Here is a 24,170-nt window from a genome sequence, read left to right on the forward strand (position 1 = left end):
ATGATCAGACTAATATCAGCAGCATTGCTGCTCACCGCCTGCGGCGGAACGAAGCAGCTTGCATCAACGAAAGAACGTATGCCCGTTAGCGTGATGACCTACAACATTCATCACGCTAACCCCCCAACACAGCAGGAAGGGTTTATAGACCTGGATACGATCGCACAAACGATCCGCAAAACGGGGGCAGAGCTGGTGGCGCTGCAGGAGCTTGACAGTGTGACGGTCCGCTCCGGCAAGCAGTTCCAGCTCAAGGTGCTGGCGGAAAAGCTGGGGATGCATTATTACTACGGCAAGGCCATCCCTTACCAGGGAGGCGGGTATGGGGTAGGCATTCTGTCCAGGTACCCCGTCAGCGACATGAGAACGGTGAAGCTGCCGAACGTGGAAGGCTTTGAAGGGGAAGACCGGGTACTGGCGCTGGTGAAAGTTACGTTGCCGGACAACCGGACGGTATATTTCGGCAGCACCCACCTGGATGTGAAGCTGGAGGGGAACAGGGTATTGCAGGCGAAGGAAATAGCCGCCATTGCCTGCCAGCTGCAGGCGCCGGTGATCATCGGGGGCGATTTCAATTCAACGGATGACAAAGCGCCGATGAAGGAGCTGCTGGGCTGCCTGACAGACGCCAGCCGGCTGAAAGCGCCGACCATTCCTGTAATCAATCCAAGACGAAGGATCGACTATATTTTATACAAAGGTGATTTTGAAGTACGTGAAGAAGAAGTGCTGACGGCGGACAACTACGGGTCAGACCACCTGGCGTTCCGGGCAAAGCTGCAATGATACGGTTTTCAGTCCCGCTACGAGGTGGATCGTCAGCGCCACGATAAAAGTATTCAGCGCAAAGGACAGCAGGCCATGCCCCAGCGCAGGCAGGTCCGCAGCATGCCGTGTAAGAATAGCCCAAAATGACTATTTTTAGATCATGCGAAGATGTTTGCGGTGCTTTATATACCTGTTCCTGCCGGGGCTGCTGGCGGATGCTGCGGTGCTTTGCGCGCAGGAGGCCCCTCCCCGTCATTATATCTGTTATCAGACAAAAGGTTTTCCGGATGCAGCGGCCTGGCAAAAGGCGCCCTGGTCCGAAGATTTCACCGATATAGAAGGCGCTTCCCGCCCCGCGCCGCTGTACCGCACCCGCATGAAGATGCTCTGGGACACAACGTACCTGTACATCCTGGCGGAAATGGAGGAGCCGCATGTCTGGGGCACTCTTCGCCGCCACGACACCATCATCTACCAGGATAACGATTTTGAAGTATTCATCGACCCGGATGGAGATACCCATCAGTATTTTGAAATAGAGGTGAACGCCCTCAACACCGTGATGGACCTGTTCATGTCCAAACCCTACCGCAACGGCGGCCGGGCCATGATCAACTGGGACACGAAAGGGCTTCGCACCGCGGTGCGCATCAACGGCACCCTGAACGATCCCCGCGACCGGGACAGCTCCTGGACCGTGGAGATAGCCATCCCCTTCCGCTCACTCGGCTTTTACAACGCCCGCATCGTGCCGGAAGACGGCGCCACCTGGCGGATCAACTTCTCCCGCGTGCAATGGGAAGCGGACGTTCGCGGCGGCCGGTACATCAAGCGGCCGCGCACCCCGGAATACAACTGGGTCTGGTCCCTGCAAGGCATCATCAACATGCACGCTCCCGAAAAATGGGGCTACCTTCAGTTTTCGAAGCAACCGGCAGGTGGTGAGAAAATCGCTTTCCGCGAACCGCCCGCCGCAGCCGCGCAAAAACAATTGTGGGAAATTTATTACCGCCAGCAGCAATACCGCCGCCAGCACCGCCAATATGCAAAAGATACCGGATCTTTGGGATGGAGCGGCAACGCAACGATAGAAGCCACTTCCTCCCAATTCACCGCCACCATCCGGGAAGAAGGCATCGTATCCATTATCAACGAGGAAGGAAAAATCACATCTTACCATGAATAAGCGTGACTTCATAAAATCGGTAGGGCTGGGCAGCCTGGCATTCGTGCAGCCTGTCCGTGCCATGGAAGCGATAAAGCTTCCCGGAAAAGTGCAGCACCGCGTCTGGATCAACCCCGATCACCGCGATACCGCCGCTGACCTGCAACAGCGCTACCGCGAATACCGGGAGGCCGGCATCGGCGTTATCTATTTTGAAGAAGACAGCCCGCTGCATTTCAAAACAGCGAAGGAAGCCGGCATATCCGCCCACCGCTGGTTCTGGACGATGAACCGTGGCGATAAGGAGCTACTGGCCGCGCATCCTGAATATTATTCCAAAAACCGGAAAGGCGAATCCTGCGCCACCAACCCGCCCTATGTGAATTATTACCGTTTCCTCTGCCCGAACCAGCCTGGCGTGCAGGAACATTTGCAGCAGCAGGCGGAGCAGATATTGTCGAAAGACTATGTAGACGGCCTTCATCTTGATTATATCCGTTTTGTGGACGTGATACTGCCCGTGAACCTGTGGCAGCAATATGGCATCGATCAGTCCAAAGAACTGCCCGAATATGATTTCTGCTACTGCGATACCTGCCGAACAAAATATCAATCTACTTATGGTACAGACCCGCTGGAAATGGAACACCCCGATCAAAGCCCGTCCTGGCGGAAGTTCCGCTACGACAGCATTACCCGCGTGGTAAGCGGCATGGCCTCCGTAGCGCGCAAACACCGCAAACCCATTACCGCCGCCGTATTTCCCACACCGGAAATAGCGAAGCGCATCGTGCGGCAGGATTGGGTGAACTGGCCGCTGGACGGCATTTGTCCCATGATCTACCACGGATTCTACAAGGAAAGCGTGCAATGGATCGGCGATGCGGTGGCCGAAGGCGTGAAGGCGCTGCGAGGCAGCTTTCCGTTATATGCGGGGTTGTTCCTGCCGGATTTTAAAGGCGATGAGGCGCAGATACGGGAAGGAGTGCGGCTGGCGCTGGCGAACGGGGCGGCGGGGGTGTCTGTTTTTGGAACGTTGACGCCCGCGGTGTTGAAGATATTGAAGGAAACAATACGTTAAAAAATTTCGCATTGCGTAAATCTTTTTCCCGCTTGCGTAAACCGCTTCTCCCTTAGCGATAAAATTTTGTGCCCGCCAGACCAAAAATTTATCGCTGATGAAAATGAATTTAATCTTACTCGTTTCCCTGCTCTGTTACATTTGTTTGCCGGCATCGGCATCCGACGATCCCGGCGGCACGGGGAACATCGCGGGGCGGATCACCACTTCAGACGGGCAGCCGGCATCGGCCGTGACGGTGGAGGTGGAAGGCTTCCGCAAGATTGCGATCTCCAATGATAAAGGAGCTTTCCTGATAAAGAATGTGCCGTCCGGCCCCCGCAGGGTGCGTATTTCCCTCGTAGGCTACGAAACCGTGATCCGCGAAGTGACCGTGGAAGAAGGCCGCACCACCGATGTGGCCATACAGTTGCAGATATCGCAGACACAGCTGAAGGAAGTAACGGTAATGGATAGACGGAACAGGCTTACCGACAAAAAATCGGACCAGGTAGCGCGCATGGAGCTGGAGAACCTGAACAACCCGCAATCCTACAGCGTAGCCACGAAGGAGCTGCTGCTGGAGAAGAATGTGCAGGACTACCAGACCGCGGTGCGCTCCATTCCCGGCATCGCGCTGAGCACTGAAAACTATCAGGGCACTTCAGAAGTGATGATGCGCGGGTTTTCCGCGCTTCCTTATATCCGGAACGGTATTTATTTTATAAACCTTGTGGCGGGCGATCCCCAGAACATCGAACGCCTCGAGGCCATCAAAGGCCCCGCAGGCACTTTGTACGGCTCACAGGGCGTTGCTTACGGCGGGCTGATCAACAAAGTGACCAAGAAACCCTTCCAGCGCCGCGCCGGCGAAGTAGGGCTCAGCATCGGTTCCTACAGCTTCAGCCGCCTGACGGCTGACCTCAACACGCCGCTGAATGAGGATCATACCGCGCTGCTGCGCGTCAACGCCGCGGCAGGCTGGCAGGGCAGCTTCCAAGACAACGGATATGCCCGTTCCTACATGCTGGCGCCCAGCCTCTCCCTGCAGGTCAATGAACGCTTTGAAATACTGGTGGACGCCGAGCTGAACAGCGTGAACCGCCCGGCCCTCACGTCTTATCCCGTATACAGCGCCGCCGCCGCGGGATACAAGCGTTACGACGAAGTACCGCTGGATTATTTCAAAACTTACGGCACCAACCGCGCGGACTATCCGCCGAGCCTTACCAATAATTTCTTCGTACAGCTGAACCATAAGCTCGGCGGCACCTGGAAGCTCAGCGCCAACATCGCCTATGCTGATTTCCATTACAACGGCGGCACCATCGGCCTGACCCTCGGCGCCCCGGATTCCCTCATGCGCGACATCTATGATTTCTACTGGGACTACAACAGCATCGAAATACAACCCAACGTCACCGGTGAATTCAATATCGGCAACGTACGTAACAGGGTGCTGGCGGGCGTGGATTACCAGCACATCAAAACCCTCGCCACAGGTTACTGGATCGGGCCGGTAGATACCATCAACTACACCACCGATTTCAGGATATTCCCCGTAAAACCGGTGCGCGCTTCGCAGGCTTACAGCGATGCATATTACGAAGCGGATTTCAGGCAACGCACCTATGCCGCATATGTTTCCGATGTGATCAGCTTCACCGACCGCCTGAACGTGTTATTGAGCCTGCGTTACGATCATTATGATGATGGCGGCTACCACTACCGCAACGCCACGGAGAAGCCTGTAGGTCCCGATGCCGGCGCATTCGCGCCCAAGCTGGGCATCACCTACCAGGTGCTGAAAGACAAGATGACCGTCTTCGCCAACTACATGCAGGGCATCAGGTATATTGCGCCGGACATGGCCGGCAATACCTTCAAACCGGAAAGGGCCAGTCAGATGGAAGGCGGCGTAAAGATCGACCTGGCAAACGGAAAGCTGTCTTCCACCATCAGCTATTATAATATAGAGGTGCAGGACAAAGTGCGGCCCAGTCCCGCCAACCCCAACATTTCCGTGCAGGACGGCACGCAGAAGAGCGCGGGCGTGGATGTGGACATCATGGCAAGCCCGGTGGACGGGTTGCAGATCGTGGCCGGTTATGGGTATAACGACAGCAAATTCACAAAAGATGCTGCCGGCAAGGAAGGCAAACGTCCTTTCGCCACACCGGAGCATACCGGCAATCTCTGGGTAAGCTATACGCTGCATCAGGGCCTCGGCATAGGAGCCGGAGCGGTGCACAGCGATGAATATTTCGCGACGGACGATAACGATCTGATCATGCCCGGCTTTACGGTATTTAACGCGAACCTGTTTTACAACAAGCCGAAATACCGGCTGGCGATCAGCGTGGACAACATCGGTAACGAGCGCTACTTTAATTTCTATGGTACGCCGCAGATGCCGCGAAGAGTGGTAGGTTCTGTGAGCTTCAAATTCTAACATATAAAAGGGGCTGCATCAATAAAAAACCGATGCAGCCCCTTTTAGTTTACAGCCTGATCTATCCTGCAAAAAACTCCGGCAGCATATCCCTGCATATCTTCCTCACGCCACTCACCTCATCTTCCGCAATCCATTTATAAGGCCATCTCAACCGCGTACCCACATCCGCCCAGCCACCGATGGCAGCCAGGAATTTATCTACGGCCTGGTTGGAATATCCGCGCTGCGTGATGTAAGGAACGATCTGCTCATTCATGAACCGCTGGATGCGGGATTCCAGTTCCAGCGCCGCTTCCATATCGTTTTGCATGCTGTTGTACCATTGCTGCGCCACCTGTGGATGCAGGCATGCAACATTGGAGTAAGCGCCGTGCGCACCCGCGCGTACGCCGGTGGCGAGGTGATGGCCGGGGATGAAAACGGACAGCTCCGGGTTCAGTCCAAGTATTTCCCGGTACCAAGCCGCATCTCCGCCTGGCAGCTTGCAACCGGCCAGTGCAATGCCCGCTTCGCGGATGGTTTTGAAATCCGCCGGGCTCAATCTTTTTTTGGAATGTGGAGGATTATATAAAATAAGCCGGATATCGCCGGCGGCATCCTGCATCTTGTGCAGGAATGCGATGATTTCGTCCATGCCCGGCGGGAACCAGTCCGGCAGGATCACCTGTATAGCGGATGGTTGCAGTAATACCGCCCGCTTCAGCCGCTCCAGCGATATTTGCGGGCTCATGTGGCTGCAGCCGAGCTGGAAGGGCATACCGGCGCTGTTGCATTTTTCCGCCAGCAGGCTGCTCACCGCATCAAACTCCGCTTCCGTCTGGTTATAAAATTCGCCCGCCGTTCCATTGGAATAAATGCCGTCCACTTTCATGGCGATGAGCTGGTCTATTTCGTGGGCCAGGCGGTCGTAGCCAATGCTTTCGTCCGCGTTCACCGGCAGCAGCAGCGTAGCCCAGTTTCCCCGGATCTCGTGGTGTTGTAAGGGAATCATACTAGCTTTTATTTCGTTCCGATCTCTATTTTGCCACCGTTCCTGAACAGGTCATGCGGCACAAAATATCCATCCTGTTTTTTACCGTTTACTTTTATCGTATGCAGGTGCCTGCTTTTGCCGGTTTTCACCAGTGTGAGCGTTTTGCCGGTGGAAGTTTTCCATTTTACTTCATCAAATAACGGAACAGTCACGAGATATTCCGGATCTGTTGCGGAGAAAGTGTACAGTCCCAATGCGCTGAACACATACCAGGCGGACATTTCCCCCGCATCATCCATGCCGCAGAGCGCCAGCCCTTCATCACCGATGCCGTACAGGCTGTTCAGGATCGTGTCGATCATTTTTTGGGATTTTTCCGGCTTGCCGATGAAATAATAAGCAAAAGGCGCTTCATGGTCCGGCTGGTTGCCGTGGCAGTACTGGCCGATCATCGTTTCCACGTTCCGGGCAATGTGCTTCGGGTTCCAGGGCACCGTGAAAAGAGAATCCAGCTTTGATTCAAATCCTTCTTTCCCGCCATACAGCGCTATCAGCCCCGGCATGTCATGCGGCGCGAAAAACGATACCTGCCAGGCATTGGCTTCCCGGTACATGTATTCGTAGTAAGGGTATTGGGGATTGAAGGGTGTTATCCAGTCGCCATTCTCCAGCCTGCCTCTCATGAACCGTGTAGACGGATCAAAAACATTTTTGTAGTTCTTTGAACGGGCCATCATGATGCGGTAGTTGGCCGTATCACCGATTTTTTTTGCTATCTGCGCCACCGAATAATCGTCATACGCATATTCCAGCGTTTTTGAAACACCGGCTTTTGCTTTTGTTTCTACATGTGGATTGGGAATATCAGGATCGGAAATGTATCCTTTTTCGATGTATTCGCGGATATGCGGGCGCGCGCCGCCTTCTACGTTCGCATTCTTCAGCAATATTTCATACGTGCCTTTTATATCAAAATCATCAATTCCTCTCAGGTAAGCGCCGGCAATGGACGAAGCGCCATGGTCGCCATGAAAGAAAGTTGGAATGAAACCCCTTTTATCGCCCACGTCTTTCATGGATTTGATCACATCGAGCGTCACCTTCGGCGAGATCAGGCCCAGCAGTACGTCCTTGTTCCGGTAGGTGTCCCACAGGGAAGGTTCGGTGTAATAATTAAAGTCCGCTTTTACCACGTTGCGTTTGGCATCCCTGTATTCGCCGTTCACATCGCTGCGCAGGGCCGGCCAGAGGAAGGAACGGTAGAGGCAGGAATACAGCATTTCCTTTTGTTTGTCCGTTCCGCCTTTTACCTGTATGTTGGAGAGGAGTTTTTCCCAGGTGCGGTTTGCTGCTTTACGGATATCGGAGAAAGATTGCTTCCCGATCTCCTGCTCAAGGTTCTGCTTTGCATTTTCCATGCTGACGAACGATATGCCTATTTTCAGCTCAACCGGTCCCGCGCCATTCTTGAGATGAACGATGGCGTTGCCGCTGCGTTTGCCCTCTTCTTTCTTTTCCAGCTTTTCGATATCCGTATTCAGCACCGCGTAGAAATAGATGCGTTCGCCGGTGCGCTGATAGCCTTGCAGCACGTTGCTGCCCACTTGTTCAATGTTCCAGTCAGACACCCGGTTATTGGCCCTTGCCAGATCGAAGAGTATCTGCCTGCCGGTGTTGTTCGTGTATTCGTACCGGTGAAACCCGCAGCGCAGGGTAGAGGTGAGGCTTACGTTCACCTTGTAATCATCGAGGTATACCTGGTAGAAGCCGGGTGAAGCGCTTTCTCTTTTGTGCGAGAATCTTGATCCGTAAGTTTCACCGGGATTGGAAAGCGGCAATATGGGAATGTTGCAAAGGTTCCAGTGGCCCTTGTTGGTATGCGTGAAGCCATAAATAACGGAATCCTCATACTCATAACCCGCGCCGGAGCCATACTCCGTCATAGGGCTCAGCTGCACCATGGCGTTTGGCAGCGAGCTGCCGGGAAAGGTAAGCCCCGCCCATGACCGCCATCCTTCGGGCAGCTCATAGCCGAGTATTTTCGGATCGGTCAGCGGCGCGGTGCCGATGAAGGTGTTCACATACTTTGTGTAAGTGGACTGGCTTTTGCCCGTGACAGTGAGCAGCAGTAGCAGGACAAAACCTGGCAGGCATCTAACATGCATCATTCGTGTGGTGCTAAATCGATTAACTAATATTGAAAACAGATGTCAATATAACTTATCCTGTGGAATAAAATACTGAATTATTGATCAGTGGTGAGAAATCAGCTTTTCAAACCGGATACGGTGAAAACGATCAGCAGCAGCCCAATGACGATCAGCCCTCCGTAAACATACCGGAAGAACGGCCGCCCATGCAGCTGGTGGTTAAAATACCGGCCGAGGAAGATGGCGGGTATCATAGCAGGCAGGCAGAACAGAAAGTATTTTATCACGGTCCACCCCAATAATCCCTGTACGGCATAACCGACCACGCCGATAAAGCTGGCGGGTAAAAAGTAAGCCTGCAGCGTGGCGCGGAAATGTTTCGCGCTCCATCTCCGCATATTGCCATACACGATCAGCGGCGGCCCGTTGAGGCCATAAGCCCCGCCAAGCACGCCGGACAAAAATCCGCAGACGAAAAGCCAGCCGCGGCTGTCCTGTTCCAGCAGGGGAGCGTTCTTCGCCAGCAGGGAATAGCCGCTGTATAATACAATCAATATGCCGAGTACAATTTTTACCCAGTATTCGTTTCCGCAGGTGAGGATCAGCAATCCGACAGGAATGCCCAAAAGCGCGAACAGGATCAGCCAGCGCGCGCTGCTGAAATGAATTTCCTTATGGTCCTGTATCACCACTACCAATGCAACAAAAATGGACATCAGCACGGATAACGGAACGGCTACGTCCAGCGGGATAAAGAGCACCATGAGCGGGACCGCGATCAGCGATTCCCCGAACCCGAAAGTGGAACGGACCAGTGTGGCCAGAAAGCTGATGAGTATGATGGATACGATGGTTGAAAACATGCCGGGCAAAAGTATAAAATATGCCAGGGTTTTGCTGCAAATTTTTACTTCGTATCCGGGTTAGTATGACAGCGGAAATTCCAGCGGACCGTCCAGCTTCCCGCGGCAGGTGGTCCTGAAAGTGCCGGGCGTGATCCCCGTTTTCTGCTTGAAAAAAAGTGTGAAGTAATTGGCGGATTCAAAATTCAGCAGGAACGCAATTTCCTTGATGGTCATGGAAGAGCCGAGCAGCAATGCCTTGGCTTTCCGCAGCTTTATCTGCAACTGGTACTGCGTGGGCGAGAGGCCGGTGTATTGCCGGAACATTTTGCGGAACCAGGAATAGCTCATGTTCAATGACGACGCAATTTCTTCCAGGCTGATATCACCGCCGGGGTGCTCGCGCATCAGCAAACGCGCCTGTTCAATTTTATGGATCACGTTGTTATGCTCGAACTGGTTGTTGCGGATGATGTAATACAACAATCCCAGCAGATGCATGGTCATCCCGGAAGTGATCTGCTGAAACCCGGTTTTTTCCTGTTTGGTGATCTCGATGATATCATTAAATAGATCAACGATCAGTTCGTTAAAGCCGATGTGATAGATCGGATGCGTTTTCTGAAAGAAATTGCGGTTCACGAGGTTGTCCGCAAAGCCCCCTTTAAATCCCACCCAGTAAGTGCTCCAGCCGTCCTTCCTTTCCGGGTAATAGGTATGCCATTCATTCGGAAAAAGCATGAGCAGTTCCCCGGCTTCCAGCGGCATGCGCTGGCCGAGATGCGCGGAGCTGAAATATCCCTTCCCCTTGGTGATGTAGATCAGCTGGTATTCCTGCAATGTTCTGCCGGTAGATGGATTGAACCAGTAAGGAGAAGGATGTCCTTTAGGCGGGTACGCCGAAAAGGGCGCGATACACTGGTAGCCCACGGAGGCGACGGTCAATCCCCAGTTTTCATCTTCTTCACTGAAGGCAGGATACTTTACATTGGCGAAAAGCGTGTTTTTCATACGGGAGAGTTTCTCGATTTATTGAATATCCTGATCCCGGGCTATACTATCCAAAAATAAGTCAAAAATTGAAGTTAATGAATCAGATTTTGGAATAAAAATATCCCTGCTGTGAGTAGTATTACTGACATGAAAACGCCATCCTGTTTCCACGTCCGGGGCTTCTACTGCTGATCTGCATGCTGTCCTGTTTCTTCAGCTGTTCGCTTCGTGCGCAGGACCCTGCTGTTACTATCCACTGGAATGACACTACGGTTGTTTCCAAAACCACGCCTGCCTTGCAGGTGGTGGAGGAGGTATGCTGGACTTACAACCAGGGAAGGGAATTGCGCGAACGGCAATAGCCTCCGCCTCGAACCTTTCCCCGTGGCAGTGGTAAAATTTAAAGAACGTTAAAAGTGATCATCTTATGCGCTATTATTACCTATTGTTCATTTTGATGCTAACGGGAACGCATGTATTCTCGCAACAGGTTTCCGTAAAAGGCACGGTGACCGGTCCGGATAAAGCCCCCGTGCCCGGCGTTACCGTGCTGGTCAGCGGCACCCGCACCGGCACCACCACCATGGCGAACGGCCAGTATGCGATCCAGGCAAAGGCCGGCGATACGCTCGTCTTTCAGTTCATCGGTTTTGAAACGGAGAAAGTGACGGTGGGCACTTCGCCCCTCATCAATGTGCAGCTGTCGCTCAGCAACCAGGGCCTCAACGAAGTGGTGGTGCTGGGCTATGGCTCCCAGCGGAAGCGCGATGTGACCGCGGCCATCTCCACCATCGACGTTTCGAAACTGCGGGATGTGCCCGCGGCCAATGTCAGCCGCCTGCTGCAGGGACAGGCGCCCGGCGTCACCGTGAAGCAGAACTCCGGCGCCCCCGGCCGGGAATTCTCCGTGGTCGTGCGGGGCCTCGGCTCGCTGGGCGCGGGCAGCAGACCGCTGTATATCATCGACGGCTTCCCGGTAGGCACCTCCGTAGGGCAAAACCTCAACCCGAACGACATCGCTACCGTGACCATCCTGAAAGACGCTGTTTCTACCGCCATCTACGGCGCAAGAGGATCAAACGGCGTGGTGCTCATCACTACAAAGAACGCCCAGGAAGGCAAGAACAGCATGATGATATCCGCCAACTACGGCATTCAGAACATTCCCGAATCCAGGAAAACAAAAGTGCTGAACGGACCGGATTTCGCACAGTTCAAAAAGGACATCTTCATGGACAAGATCCGCTATTTTGAACACCGCGAACCCTCGCTGGATGAAGTGCCGCTGGATTTCCGCTACCCGGAACAAACAAAGTATTCCACCAACTGGTACGAAGAGATCCTCCAGCAAAACGCCTCCTTCCAGGATTACAACGTTACCTTCTCCGGCGGCAAAGGCGATATCCGCTCCCTCGTGTCGCTGGGGTATATCAGCCAGGAGGGCGCGCTCATCAACACGTCATTTAAAAACTATTCCGTCCGCGCCAACATCGGCGGGAAAATTAACAGCTTCATCAACATGGGGCTGAACACGAACATTTCCTACTCAAAAGAAAATGCATACATCACCGAAGGCCGGGACAACCTGGTAGGCGCTGCCCTGCTGCTGGACCCGCGCGAACCGGTGTATAATGAAGACGGCTCCTATAACAGCTACATCGGCGGGCACGACGGTGTTTTCGGATTTTTCAACCCGGTACAGTTCCTCAACGAAGTAGAACGCGGCGATGAAAGCGGCGATATTCTGTCCAGCGGTTTCGTGGAATTTTCTTTTTTGCGGCACTTCAAATTTAAAACAGCGCTGAACGCAAGGCTCAAATATGATTCCTACAAACAGTTCGTGCCGTCCACCATTGCGGGCATCAATGCGCCGCCGCCGAGGGATGCTTCCGAAGCGGATAATTCCTACCGCACGATCAATCTCGCCTCCGATCAGCTGCTGACGTACGACAATAATTTCGGGCAACATCATGTGGATGTGCTGGCCGGCTTTACGGCGCAGGAAGAAACGGTAAAAGGCATCGACGGCGGCGGCAGCCAGTTCCCTGACGACCTCACGCCCTACCTGAGCAACGCCACCCTGAAGACCGTCAGCACCACGGAATACAGCTGGAGCATGATCGCTTTCTTCGGGCGGCTGAACTATTCCTTCCGGGACAGGTACCTGTTCTCCGCCACCTTCAGGCGGGAAGGCAGCTCCCGCTTCGGCTCCGCCAACAGGTATGGCAGCTTCCCCGCCGTGTCCGTAGGATGGCGTCTTTCAGACGAGCCTTTCATGCCGGAGATGCCCTGGCTGAACGACCTCAAGCTGCGCGCCAGCTGGGGCGTAACGGGCAACAATGACATCGGCAACTACACCAGCCTGCCGCTGATGGCGCTGAACAATTATATTCTGAACAACAACTTCGTGGGTGGAAAGGTGATCAGCGCATTTGCCAACCCGGAATTGCGGTGGGAGCGGTCGAAGCAATTGGACGTGGGGCTGGATTTATCCGCCTTTGACGGCAAGCTGAACTTCACCGCCGAATATTATAACAGGATCACCAGCGATATGCTGCTGCCCATTCAGCTGCCCGCCATCGCCGGTTTTACCACCACCTGGTCCAATGTAGGGAAGGTGCGGAACCGCGGTGTGGAGCTGGGAATCGACTACCGCACGCGGATCGGTGAAGTGGGCTTCAACGGCAACTTCAATATTTCCTTCAACCGCAACAAGGTGCTGGAGATCCAGGGTGCAAACGACGAAATATGGAACGGCACGATGTACGGCGATTACAACGTTTCCAAACCCGGCCGCCCCATTGGAATGATCTACGGCTACAAAGTGCTCGGCATCTTCCAGAACCAGGCGGAGATCGATGCATCGCCCACGCAGGACGGCGCCATTCCCGGCGTATACAAATACGAGGATGTCAATGGCGATGGCGTGGTGTCTTATGATCAGACGGACATGGTGGAAATAGGGAACCCTTATCCCAAGTTCAACTGGGGACTGACGCTGGGCGCCGACTATAAGAATTTTGACCTGAGCGTACTGTTGCTGGGCGCGCAGAAATACGACCTGTTCCGGCAGATAGAATCCTCTACCATGAACCTGGACGGCGTATTCAACGTAGGTGTGGAAAGCAAGGAACGGTGGCGGTCCGAATCGAACCCCGGCGCGGGAAAGATCGGCACTACCAATACCTGGAAGTGGTCAAGGGAAAGCAATTCGCGCTACATCTACGATGCCAGTCACATGTGGATAAAGAACGTGAGCCTCGGCTACACGATTCCCAAATCAACCCTTGGTTTCAGCCAGGTACGGCTGTACCTGAGCACGGATAACCTTTTCCTCATCACAAACTATCCCGGCAACAACCCGGATGTGGACAATAACGGCGGCACCAATCCGGGTCTGGACGATGAGGCTTACCCGGTACCCAGAACATTTTCTATTGGCGCAAATCTTTCTTTTTAAAACTGCATGGATATGAAACCGATCATCATCATAACAGGCTTGATAACGTGTTGCTGGCTGCTCTCCTGTAACAAGTACCTCGATAAAACGGACCCTACAAAAGTGAATGCGGATAATTTTTATAAAGACCAGAAAGAGGCGGAGCAGGCGCTGAACGGCGTCTATGGGCAGTTGCAGGGTATTATGAACAACCAGTGGATGTTCAACGAACTGCCTACGGACAACACCACCATTGATTTTAATCCGGATGACAGGGGGCAGGCGGATAAAATAGAAGCATTTGAATTTTATACGGTGACAGCGGGCAGCGTCAATATCCGGGACATGTATACCGCGTATTACAACGCGCTCTACAACATCAATACCACGCTCGAAAGAATGGAGCCGGCTTCCATCCCGGATTCCGTGAAACAGGAATACCAGGGCCAGCTGCAATTTCTGCGTGCGTACTATTACTTTAACCTGACGCAATATTTCGGGGATGTGATCCTCATTACCAAGCCCATCAAACAACTGTCAGAAGCATGGGAATACCTGCGCGAGCCGCAGGAAAAAGTCTATGCGCAGATCGAAAGCGACCTGAAGGCCGCGGCGGCTTCGCTGCCGGAAAAGTACGACGCCGCCGGCACGGGCCGCGCCACCAAAGGGGCCGCGCTGGGCCTGCTGGGCAAGGTGTATCTCACCCGGAAAAATTATCCGGAGGCGGTCACCACCCTGCAGCAGATATTACCGCTGGGCTACGCGCTGCTGCCGTCTTACGCGGATGTTTTTGATCCGCAGAAAAAGAACGGCCTGGAATCGCTCTTCGAGGTGCAGTACCAGGGCGGCAACGACCTGGGCGAATGGAGCAGCTTTATCTACACCTTCGCGCCAAGGCTCTCCGCCGGCGCGGTGACCGGCTTCGCGCAAAGCCGGCCCGGCGGATGGAACACGCCTACAAAAGACATGATCGCCGCTTATGAGCCGAACGACAAACGCAAGGACGTATCGCTGAAAGAAGGGTATACGAATGGAGCAGGAGCGTGGGTGCCGGTGCCGTATATCAACAAGTACAATCATCCGCATACCATTTACACCCGCACCGATGATAACTGGCCGGTATTAAGATATGCGGACGTGCTGCTGATGCTCGCGGAAGCGATCAACGAGCAATCAGGCCCGGCTAACGCTTACGGCTATCTGAACGAAGTACGGGAGCGGGCGGGCTTGCTGCCGCTGAGCGGACTGAACCAGGTAACCTTCAGGGCTGCCGTGTTGAAAGAAAGAAGGGTGGAGCTGGCATTCGAGAACCATCGCTGGTTCGATCTCAAACGCACCAAAACACCTGAAGAGCTGGCGCTGTTCCTCAACGCTTATGCCGCCAGGGAAAAAGCAGATCCGACGGTAGGCAGGCAAGGCATACCTTACTCCAACAGCGATTATATTTTTTCATCTTTCGAAGCGCTGTACCCGATCCCCACACAGGAACGGCTGGTAAATGACCAGCTGACGCAGAACCAGGGATATCATTGATCCGGGCCGCCTCTTTTGCTTTTGATGAAGCTGGAAGGGGACATGCTGAACTGTTTATAGAAGATGCGGTTGAAGTGGTTCGGTGAACTGAAGCCGGTGATGTTGGATACCTCGAAGATGCGGTAGTGCCCTTCCGCCAGCAGTTCCGCCGCTTTCTTCAGTCTTGCCAGGTTGATCAGCTCGTTGAGCGTGAGGTTGGAGATCGCTTTTATTTTCCGGTAGAGGGTGGGGCGGCTGAGATTGAGCAATTCCGCGAGGTATTCGCCGTCGAGTTCCGTTTTGTCCATATGCTGCACGATCACATCGTTCAGCCGTTCGAGGAATGCTTCGTCCGCTTTGCCGCTGGCCATGGATTTCATGTGCACCAGCGGGGATTTCGCGAAGTATTCCCTGATCATGTTCCTGTTGGCGATCAGGTTGGCGATCTGCGCTTTGAGGTGACGGGGGGAGAATGGTTTTTCGATGTAGGCGTCCGCGCCCAGCTCCAGTCCCTCTATGCGGGACATCATGGTGTTTTTCGCCGTTAGCAGGATGACCGGAATGTGACAGCATTCAATATCCGACTTGATCCTTTTGCAAAATTCAAAACCATCCATCACCGGCATCATCACATCGCTGATCACCAGCTGAACGGAGCTGGTACGCAGCGTTTCCAGCGCCGCGGTGGCATCGGTCATTTTGATGACCTGGTATTCTTCGCCGAGAATTTCTTCCACGAATTCCAGTATCTCTTTATTATCGTCTACGATCAGGAGCGTTGGTTGCATACAATTTAAATTCTATTGCCTGATGTACCGGCAGCGTCAGTACAAAAACGTTGAAAATATCGTTTGGCTGCTGTAGCGCCAGTGTTCCGTTATGCAGCTGGGTAAGCGCGCGGGCGAGCGACAGGCCGATGCCGGAACCGGGTTGCCCCGTGGCTGTAAGCCGGAAGAACGGCTCGAAGATCTTTTCCCGGAACTGCCAGGGAATGATCTCGCCATCGTTGCTGACCGTAATGCTGAACGTGTCTTCCGGCCCCGGAGGAAATACCTGCACCATCACCTGTCGCGACGCATATTTGATCGCATTGCCGATCAGGTTGCCCATGATCTTGTAAAATGCCTCCACGTCAATGAATGCCTGAAAGCCCTTTTCCGGCAGCTCGATCCTGAAAGACAGCGATTGCTTTTCCGCGGCGGGCGCGAAAGTCAGGAAGTACTCTCTCGCGAGCTTCGGAATATTGGCCTGCACGAAGCTGAGGGAAAACCCTTTGTTTTCCGTGCTGCGGAAGTCCAGCAGCTGATCGGTGAGGCTGATGAGCCGTTCGGTATTTTTTTCGATGTTTTTCAGGTTCTTTTGTATGCCCGGTTGCTCCCCGACGTTGTCCATCACCATTTCCAGCGGCCCTTTGATCAAAGTCAGCGGCGTGCGGATCTCATGGGCTACGTTGGTGAAGAACTCGATCTTCGCGCGGTAGATCTCTTTTTCTTTTTCCTGTTCGAACAGCGCGAGCTTTCGCCGGTGCCTTTCTTTCTGCCGGCGGTGATACGTTCTTACGATCATATACACGAGCAATACCACCAGCAGCGCATACACGAAGTACGCGGCGGGGCTTTGCCAGAAGGGCGGGGCGATGATGATCACCAGCCTGCTCTCCGCATGTTGCCGGTCGCCGGCCTGCCTGATCCTGAAAATATATTCGCCGGGCGAGAGGTCTGTAAAATAGACTTTACGGTTGGTGGTAAGATGCGTCCACTTTTTTTCCAGTCCGTCCAGCCGGTAAACGTATTGCGTCATTTCCGGCGCGATATAGGTTAACGCGGCAAAGCCGAGTGTGAAGGATGACTGGTCATATGCCAGCGTAATGGTATCGGTGCAGGTGATGGAATGTGGCAGCGCGGCGCTGCCGATGGGCAGCTCCTGGTTGTTGACCTGGAAGCTGGTGATGTACACCGGCATGCCGGAAGCATCGGGCGCTATGCTTTGCGGATCGAAGCTGATCAGGCCCTTCACGCTTCCGAAGTACAGCTGGCCTTCCGGATCGCGGTAGCCGGAGTTGTAGTTGAACTGGTCCGTAAGCAGGCCGTGTGCTTTGGTGAATATTTTCCAGCGCTTTGCCGCGGGATCGTATTGTGCCAGTCCGCGCGAGGTGCTGATCCAGATGTTGTTGTTTTTATCTTCCAGCACTTTGTACACCATATTGCCCGGCAATCCGGAATCGGTATTGAACCGGGTAAAGCTGCGGGCGCCTTTCGCAAGCAGGCATACGCCGCCGCCTTCAGTGGATATCCAGAGCTGCCGGCGGCTGTCCCCGAAAATACCGCAGACGCTGTTGCTACTGAGGCTGCTGCTGTTACGCGGGTCATTCCGGAAGTTCCCTTTTTCGCCGGTGGTGGTGTTGAAATAATACAGGCCGTTGCCAACGGTGCCGACCCATACCGTTCCGTCTTCTTCCTCAAAAACCGACAGCACATAGCTGTGTTCCGGCACTTCCTGTACATGCGCAAACCGCCCGGTCTGCCGCAGGTAGCGGTACAGGCCATAGCTGGTGCCCAACAGGATGTCGCCGGTCCTGGTTTTACAGAAGGTGATGATGAAGTTGGACTTGAGCCCGTTGCCCGCGGGATCGGCATTGTAATGGCGCAGCCGTTTGCCGGTCCGGATATCCAGCACGTCCAGACCCTGCTGGAAAGTACCCACCCAAAGCTCGCCGCCGTCGGTCAGCAGGCCGTGGATGTTCGTTGCGGGCATCTGTACCCGCGTTATGTTTCCCGAAAGCAGGTCGAGCTTGTTCAGTCCCGCGTCTTCGGTGCCGATCCACAAATGCCCTTCACCATCTGCGCACAGCTCGCGGACGGCGTTCCCGCTCAGGCTGCGGGCGCTGCTGCCGGGGAAATATTTTTTGAAGGTGCTGTGCCGGTTGTGGAAGTAGTTGATACCGCCGAAGTACGTTCCGCACCAGATACCGCCTTCGTTATCCTTGTACAGCTTGTAGACCGCATTGTCTGAAATGGAGTAGGGGTTGGATGCTTCTTTGACGAGATGGATGGGGTGGTTGCTTTTCAGGTTGCAGCTGTAAATGCCCGATTCCGAAGCGATCCAGTATTCATCCTCTGAGATGAAAAGAATATCGCGGACGTAGACCGGTTTGTCCCCCAGCGGTTGACCGAGCAGCGGCCGGAACGTTTTACTGACGGGATCGAAATGCGTGAGCCCGCGGATGGTCCCGATCAGGATGCCTCCATCGGGGCTGCAGGATATGGTGCTGATCTCCTTCAGGTTATCGCCGGCTTCTGAAGGTGTGCATGCCGTGTCAAAGTTGTCTTTTGCGGCATTGTATTTAAACAGACAGCCGTCTGAGGAGCATGCCCACACCGTATTATCCGGTGCGATGCAGATGGCCGATATCATCCGCCGTTTACCGTTCCTGAAATCGTATAGCCGGGTACGCTGTGTTCGCTCGTCAAAGCAATACAGTTGCAGGTTTGAGGTGAACCATATCTTCCCCTCGCCGTTGGAGAGCACTTCCAGTATCTCGGTGTTCCGCGTTGGCCGGAGCAGTGAAAGCGTTTCCTTTTGCTGATCGAACCGGTACAGTCCTTTCCGCGTGCCTACCCACAGTCTGCCGTTCATTCCTTCATCGATGCTGTATACAAATTCCCTGGCCTCGCGCCGGTTGTCCTGCGGCATATTGAACGCTTTGAACGTGATGCCGTCGAACCGGTTGAGGCCCTCTTTGGTGCCGAACCACATGAAGCCCCGCGTATCCTGGAAAACAGTGAACACGGTGTTGTTGGCCAGTCCGTCTTCCACCTGGTAGTGCCGGAAGTAGAACGGCTGGCCGTATACGATGCCGGAAGCGGCCAGCAAAGCAATCAGCTGCAAACAATATTTCATCCCCATGTGATTATTCCAAAAATAGAAAAAACGCCCGCAAAAAGGCCCGGTAAAAAAGCGGTGATACAAATTGGGTGAATTTTGATACGGAGGGTTAAGCCGGTGATTTTTTATTGGATTTACTTTGACCTGCTGATGTGAATGCGGCGGATATGTCAACCATCCGCCCGGAAATTAACTACAATGCCTGCATACATATGTCACCGGCCAGACCAATATTATTAAACAAATTCCTCATCATGAAAAAACGCTTACCTATCTCAACCTGCGTTGCGCTGCAATTGCTGATTGCGGCAGTTCCATGTTCCAACAGTTACGCAAAAATGCCGGGGGCAATGCCGCTTACTTCCGGCGCAACCAGGATCTTTCCGCCCGCTTCAGGGCATGGAAGCCGTATCATTTTCCGGGACGTAACCATTTCCGGCACTGTCACCGATGAATCCGGTACGCCGCTGCCCGGCGTGGGCGTGCGGCAGAAAGGCGGGCAGATCGCCACCGTCACCGGCGCGGACGGTAAATACAGCATCCGCCTGCCGGAAAATGCCGGTACACTGGTTTTCAGCTTCATAGGGTATGCTTCGCAGGAGGTGGCGCTCGGCAACGGCACCACGGTGAACGTAACGATGACCGCGCAGGAAACATCCCTCAATGCCGTTGTGGTGGTAGGTTACGGCACGCAAAAGCGCGAGCGGGTGACCACTGCTATTGCCAGCGTGAAGTCGGAGAACTTCGTGAAAGGCGCCGTTACCGATGCGGCGCAACTGATCCGCGGCAAGGTGGCCGGGCTGAATGTGGTGACTACAGACGCCAACCCCACCAGCACGGCGCAGATCAACCTGAGAGGCATCACCACGATACTTTCCGGCACTTCGCCGCTGGTGCTGATCGATGGCGTGCCCGGCACGCTCACCACGGTGGCGCCGGAAGATATTGAATCGATCGATGTGCTGAAAGACGGCTCCGCCGCGGCGATCTACGGCACGCGGGGCACCAATGGCGTGATCCTGATCACCACGAAAAAAGGCCGCGTTGCATCCGCGCCAACGATCGATGTGAATACTTACTTCACCACGCAGCATATCACCCGGCGGCTGGACTTCATGGATGCCGGTCAATACCGCCAGCTGGTAGCGCAGGGCAAGCCCGGCGCATACGACTACGGCGCCAACACCAACTGGCTGGACGAAGTAACGCAGCGGCCATTTTCACAGGTCTACAACGTCAGCCTGAAAGGCGGTTCGCAGAACACGAGCTACATCGTGAACCTCAACTACCGCAAAACCGAAGGGCTGATCAGGAAATCCAACAACAACATCCTCTACCCCCGCATCGAGGTCAATCATAAGATGTTTGACGGCAAGCTCAAGCTGAGCGCGAACCTCGGCGGTTACCAGCAGCAGTTCTTTTCCGGTTCCGATGGCGGCAGCTACCGTGGCGATGTGTACCGCAACGGCCTCACTTATAATCCCACCGATCCTGTCAGGGATGCGGACGGCAACTGGACCGAGCATACCGATAAAACGGATTATGCCAACCCGGTATCGCTGCTGGAAGAAACGCAGGGCCTGAACCAGAACAGCAACCTGCGGACCATCGGCACCATCACCTATACGCCGGTGAAGAATCTGGACATCATGCTGCTCGGCTCCCGTGACCTGTACAACAGCGTCAGGGGATATTATGAAACCAAACGCCATTACTCCACGCTGCACGACGGCAGGAACGGATACGCCTCCCGCGGCACCACCCGCACCGAAGAAAACCTGCTGGAGCTGACCGCCAATTACGACAAGCGGATCGGTGACCACGACTTCACCGTGCTCGGAGGATACAGCTGGCGGCAGACCAATTACCAGGATTACTGGATGCAGAACTGGGACTTCCCGACGGATGATTTTTCCTACAACAACATGGGCGCGGGCCTTGCGCTGAAACGCGGCGAAGCGCCACAGAACTCCTACCAGAGCGAGAACAAGCTGATCGGTTTCTTTTTCAGGTTGAACTACAGCTACAAGAACAGGTACCTGCTGATGGCGAGCATCCGCAGGGAAGGATCTTCAAAGTTCGGGGCCAACAACAAGTACGGTAATTTCCCGGCGATCTCTCTCGGCTGGAACATCGCGAACGAAGCGTTCATGGAAAATGCAACCTTCGTCTCCGCGCTGAAGCTGCGCGGCGGCTTCGGCATCACCGGCACCGAACCGATCGATCCCTACATGTCGCTCAACCGCCTGAACTTCGATACTTATACGCTGATCGACGGGCAATGGATACAAACCATTAATCCCTCTACCAATGCGAATCCCGACCTGCGTTGGGAAAAGAAGGAAGAAACGAACATCGGGCTGGATTACGGCTTCCTGGACAACCGCATCACCGGTTCCATTGATCTTTATAAACGCACGACCAGGGACCTGCTGCTGGACTATACCGTGCCCACGCCTCCCTACCTCTACAACACCATCCGTGCGAACGCGGCTTCCATGGAGAACAAGGGCATTGAGTTCCAGGTGAACGTAGCGGCCATCGATCAGAAAGATTTTCAATGGAACACCTCGCTGAACTTTTCCACCAACAAGAACAAGCTGCTCTCGCTGTCGGACAAAAACTTCCAGCTGGCGAGTGGCTACTTTGACGCCGGTACTACCGGGGAGCCCATCCAGCAGGCCATCAGCCGCGTGCAGATCGGGCAGCCGATCGGTAATTTCTGGGGATTCAGGTCGGTGGATATTGATGATGATGGTCACTGGATCATCGAAGGAAAAGACGGGAATCCAAAACCCATCGCCGATCAACAGGCGGACGACAAGCAGATCATCGGCAACGGGCTTCCCAAACATTACCTGAGCTGGAACAACACCCTCAACTATAAGAATTTCGATCTGAACATCACCATGCGCGGCGCTTTCGGCTTCCAGATTCTGAACACGGCCCGCATGTTCTACGATGCGCCGGTGATGCTCACCCGCGGGAACCTGCTGTCCACCGCATATGATAACGTATACGGCAAACGGCCGCTGGCGGATGACCAGTCCCTCAACTACGTCAGCTACTACATCGAGGACGGCGACTACTGGAAGATCGACAACATTACCCTCGGATACAATTTCACGTTGGGGAAAATGGCGATAAAAGCCCTGAGAGTGTACGCTTCCGGCTCCAACCTGATCACCTTCACCGGCTACAAAGGGATAGACCCTGAAGTGCGCGTGGTGGGCCTCACGCCCGGGCTGGACGACAAGAACCGTTATCCTTCCACCACCACTTACACCCTCGGCGCTTCCTTCACCTTTTAAAACAGTTTTTCCATGAAATCCATCATCAGATATACCCTGGCGCTGCTGCTCACTCCCGCGGTATTCAGCGCCTGCAATAACGACCTGGACGAAACCGTGTTCTCCGACGTAACGGAGCAGACCTATAATTATAAAGACGCTTACCAGGCCATGGGCATCGTATATGCCAACATGCGAAACCTTTTCGGTCATACCAATTTTTACATGGTGCAGGAAACCACATCCGATGAACTGGTGATGCCCGCCAACCCCTCCGGCTGGGACGACGGCGGCATCTACAAACGGATGCACCTGCATACCTGGAATTCGGAGAACCCGCAGCTGCTGAACATGTGGAACGCCTTTTACCGCGGCGTGATCAACGCCAACAGGGTGATCGAGCAACTGGAAACCGACAAGGTGCCCGCACCTTCCGGCGTAAGCAAGGAAGCCCTGGTCGCTGAAATGCGCACCGCCAGAGCGTTCTTTTACTGGCTGATTTGCGATAACTTTGGTGACGCGCCACTGGTGACCACTACCGCTACCGATCTTCCTGAAAAGGCCAGCCGCCGCCAGATATATGATTTCATTGTGACGGAGCTGACAGCGGCCATCCCATCCCTCAACGAAGAAGCGGGAAGGCCGATGTACGGACGGTTTAACAAGTGGGCCGCCAAAGCGCTGCTGGCCAACATCTACCTCAACGCACAGGTGTACACCGGCGAAGCAAAATGGCAGGAGTGCCTGAAAGAATGCAACGACATCATCATTGCGGATAAATATGACCTGGAAGCGGTATTCCGCGACGTGTTCAAAACGCAGAATGAAAATTCCCCGGAGATCGTTTTCGCCATTCCCTTTGACGAGAACCAGGGCGGCGGTTTCTTCGTAGACATGTTCTCCTGGCATGGCGCGCTGAAAGACAAACGCAACATGCAGGTCACTCCCTGGGGCTCCGGCTCCGCGATGGGCGTTTCACAGTTCATTGATACTTATGATCCGGCGGACAAACGGCTGGAAGATACCTGGCTGATGGGCCCGCAGTTCGCGCTGGACGGCGTGACGCCGCTGAAAGGCTCTTATGACGACGCCGGCCAGAACCTGGTATTCACCAAAGACCTGCCCGACGGCCTGTTTACCGGCGAAGCGGAAGGCTACCGCATGAACAAATTCGATGTAAGAGTGGGCGCCCGTTTTGACCTGGGGAACGACTTCCCCTTCTTCCGGTATGCGCAGGTGCTGATGATGAAAGCGGAATGCCTGCTGCGCAGCGGCGATGAAGACGGCGCCGCGCTGCTGGTATCGGAGGTGCGTGACCGTAGTTTCACCGACCCCGCCAAAGCTACCGTGACGGGCGCCATGCTGCTGCAAAACAGCGGCTACCAGTACGGCTTCGTGCAGAACTACAACATCGTGGACCCCGGCCATACCGGCGCCGTGCAGTACGGCCGGTTCATGGACGAGCTGGGATGGGAATTCGCATGGGAAGCGCAGCGGCGCAGGGATAACATCCGCTTCGGCGTATTCACCACCAAAAGCTGGCTGTCCCACAAGCCGCAGGGCACGGACAGAACGGTGTTCATGATCCCGCAGTCAGCCGTCAATTCAAATCCTAAACTTCAATAGCGAACAAAGCAG

15 protein-coding genes are annotated in these 24,170 nt (G+C 54.4%); 9 read left to right on the top strand and 6 right to left on the bottom strand.

The window, feature by feature from the left end; genetic code table 11:
• From CCY01nite_RS14960 to CCY01nite_RS14980, 4 genes are all read left to right on the top strand, one after another.
• The gene (locus CCY01nite_RS14960; RefSeq protein ID WP_146863182.1) at positions 1 to 786 is read left to right on the top strand and encodes an endonuclease/exonuclease/phosphatase family protein; all 786 of its coding nucleotides are present in this window, start codon (positions 1 to 3) and stop codon (positions 784 to 786) included.
• Between the two features lie 142 nt (positions 787 to 928).
• Positions 929 to 1,954, top strand: a complete 1,026-nt coding sequence (locus CCY01nite_RS14970; protein WP_146863185.1) for a carbohydrate-binding family 9-like protein — start codon at positions 929 to 931, stop codon at positions 1,952 to 1,954.
• A complete protein-coding gene (locus CCY01nite_RS14975) occupies positions 1,947 to 3,014 on the top strand; it encodes a family 10 glycosylhydrolase (protein ID WP_146863188.1) in 1,068 nt (355 codons plus the stop codon). Before CCY01nite_RS14970 ends, CCY01nite_RS14975 begins: the two co-directional genes overlap by 8 nt.
• A gap of 103 nt (positions 3,015 to 3,117) precedes the next feature.
• On the top strand, positions 3,118 to 5,445 hold the full coding sequence (locus CCY01nite_RS14980) for a TonB-dependent receptor (RefSeq protein WP_186831069.1): 2,328 nt from the start codon (positions 3,118 to 3,120) through the stop codon (positions 5,443 to 5,445).
• Positions 5,446 to 5,506: 61 nt separating this feature from the next.
• On the opposite strand, the gene CCY01nite_RS14985 is transcribed toward CCY01nite_RS14980, so the two are convergent.
• From CCY01nite_RS14985 to CCY01nite_RS15000, 4 genes are all read right to left on the bottom strand, one after another.
• Complete coding sequence (locus CCY01nite_RS14985; protein WP_146863194.1) at positions 5,507 to 6,439, bottom strand: dihydrodipicolinate synthase family protein; 933 nt, start codon at positions 6,437 to 6,439, stop codon at positions 5,507 to 5,509.
• Between the two features lie 8 nt (positions 6,440 to 6,447).
• Positions 6,448 to 8,589: a GH92 family glycosyl hydrolase gene (locus tag CCY01nite_RS14990; RefSeq protein WP_146863197.1), complete on the bottom strand. Its 2,142-nt coding sequence runs from the start codon at positions 8,587 to 8,589 to the stop codon at positions 6,448 to 6,450.
• Positions 8,590 to 8,687: 98 nt separating this feature from the next.
• Positions 8,688 to 9,434, bottom strand: a complete 747-nt coding sequence (locus tag CCY01nite_RS14995) for a sulfite exporter TauE/SafE family protein (RefSeq protein WP_146863200.1) — start codon at positions 9,432 to 9,434, stop codon at positions 8,688 to 8,690.
• A 60-nt stretch (positions 9,435 to 9,494) separates the two neighbouring features.
• Positions 9,495 to 10,424: an AraC family transcriptional regulator gene (locus CCY01nite_RS15000; RefSeq protein ID WP_146863203.1), complete on the bottom strand. Its 930-nt coding sequence runs from the start codon at positions 10,422 to 10,424 to the stop codon at positions 9,495 to 9,497.
• Between the two features lie 179 nt (positions 10,425 to 10,603).
• Here CCY01nite_RS15000 and CCY01nite_RS26640 point away from each other — a divergent pair, with 179 nt between their 5' ends.
• The 3 genes from CCY01nite_RS26640 to CCY01nite_RS15010 all read left to right on the top strand — a co-directional run bounded on the left by CCY01nite_RS26640 (position 10,604) and on the right by CCY01nite_RS15010 (position 15,378).
• Positions 10,604 to 10,768 carry a hypothetical protein gene (locus CCY01nite_RS26640; RefSeq protein ID WP_186831070.1) on the top strand — a complete coding sequence of 55 codons (165 nt, stop codon included), beginning with the start codon at positions 10,604 to 10,606 and terminating at the stop codon, positions 10,766 to 10,768.
• Between the two features lie 65 nt (positions 10,769 to 10,833).
• On the top strand, positions 10,834 to 13,866 hold the full coding sequence (locus CCY01nite_RS15005; protein ID WP_146863206.1) for a SusC/RagA family TonB-linked outer membrane protein: 3,033 nt from the start codon (positions 10,834 to 10,836) through the stop codon (positions 13,864 to 13,866).
• Between the two features lie 12 nt (positions 13,867 to 13,878).
• Positions 13,879 to 15,378, top strand: coding sequence for a RagB/SusD family nutrient uptake outer membrane protein (locus CCY01nite_RS15010; RefSeq protein ID WP_146863209.1), 1,500 nt, complete (start codon positions 13,879 to 13,881; stop codon positions 15,376 to 15,378).
• Here the strand turns inward: CCY01nite_RS15010 and CCY01nite_RS15015 are convergent.
• Positions 15,372 to 16,145, bottom strand: coding sequence for a response regulator transcription factor (locus tag CCY01nite_RS15015; RefSeq protein WP_146863212.1), 774 nt, complete (start codon positions 16,143 to 16,145; stop codon positions 15,372 to 15,374). The genes CCY01nite_RS15010 and CCY01nite_RS15015 overlap by 7 nt on opposite strands.
• The gene (locus CCY01nite_RS15020) at positions 16,114 to 19,257 is read right to left on the bottom strand and encodes a ligand-binding sensor domain-containing protein (protein ID WP_186831071.1); all 3,144 of its coding nucleotides are present in this window, start codon (positions 19,255 to 19,257) and stop codon (positions 16,114 to 16,116) included. The genes CCY01nite_RS15015 and CCY01nite_RS15020 overlap by 32 nt, the downstream gene beginning before the upstream one ends.
• 335 nt (positions 19,258 to 19,592) lie before the next feature.
• On the opposite strand from CCY01nite_RS15020, the gene CCY01nite_RS15025 reads away from it, so the two are divergent.
• The gene (locus tag CCY01nite_RS15025; RefSeq protein ID WP_222614389.1) at positions 19,593 to 22,553 is read left to right on the top strand and encodes a SusC/RagA family TonB-linked outer membrane protein; all 2,961 of its coding nucleotides are present in this window, start codon (positions 19,593 to 19,595) and stop codon (positions 22,551 to 22,553) included.
• Positions 22,554 to 22,565: 12 nt separating this feature from the next.
• Complete coding sequence (locus CCY01nite_RS15030) at positions 22,566 to 24,158, top strand: RagB/SusD family nutrient uptake outer membrane protein (RefSeq protein WP_146863221.1); 1,593 nt, start codon at positions 22,566 to 22,568, stop codon at positions 24,156 to 24,158.
• The last annotated feature ends 12 nt before the right edge of the window (positions 24,159 to 24,170 follow it).

Source organism: Chitinophaga cymbidii, assembly GCF_007992715.1.
GTDB classification, from domain to species: domain Bacteria; phylum Bacteroidota; class Bacteroidia; order Chitinophagales; family Chitinophagaceae; genus Chitinophaga; species Chitinophaga cymbidii.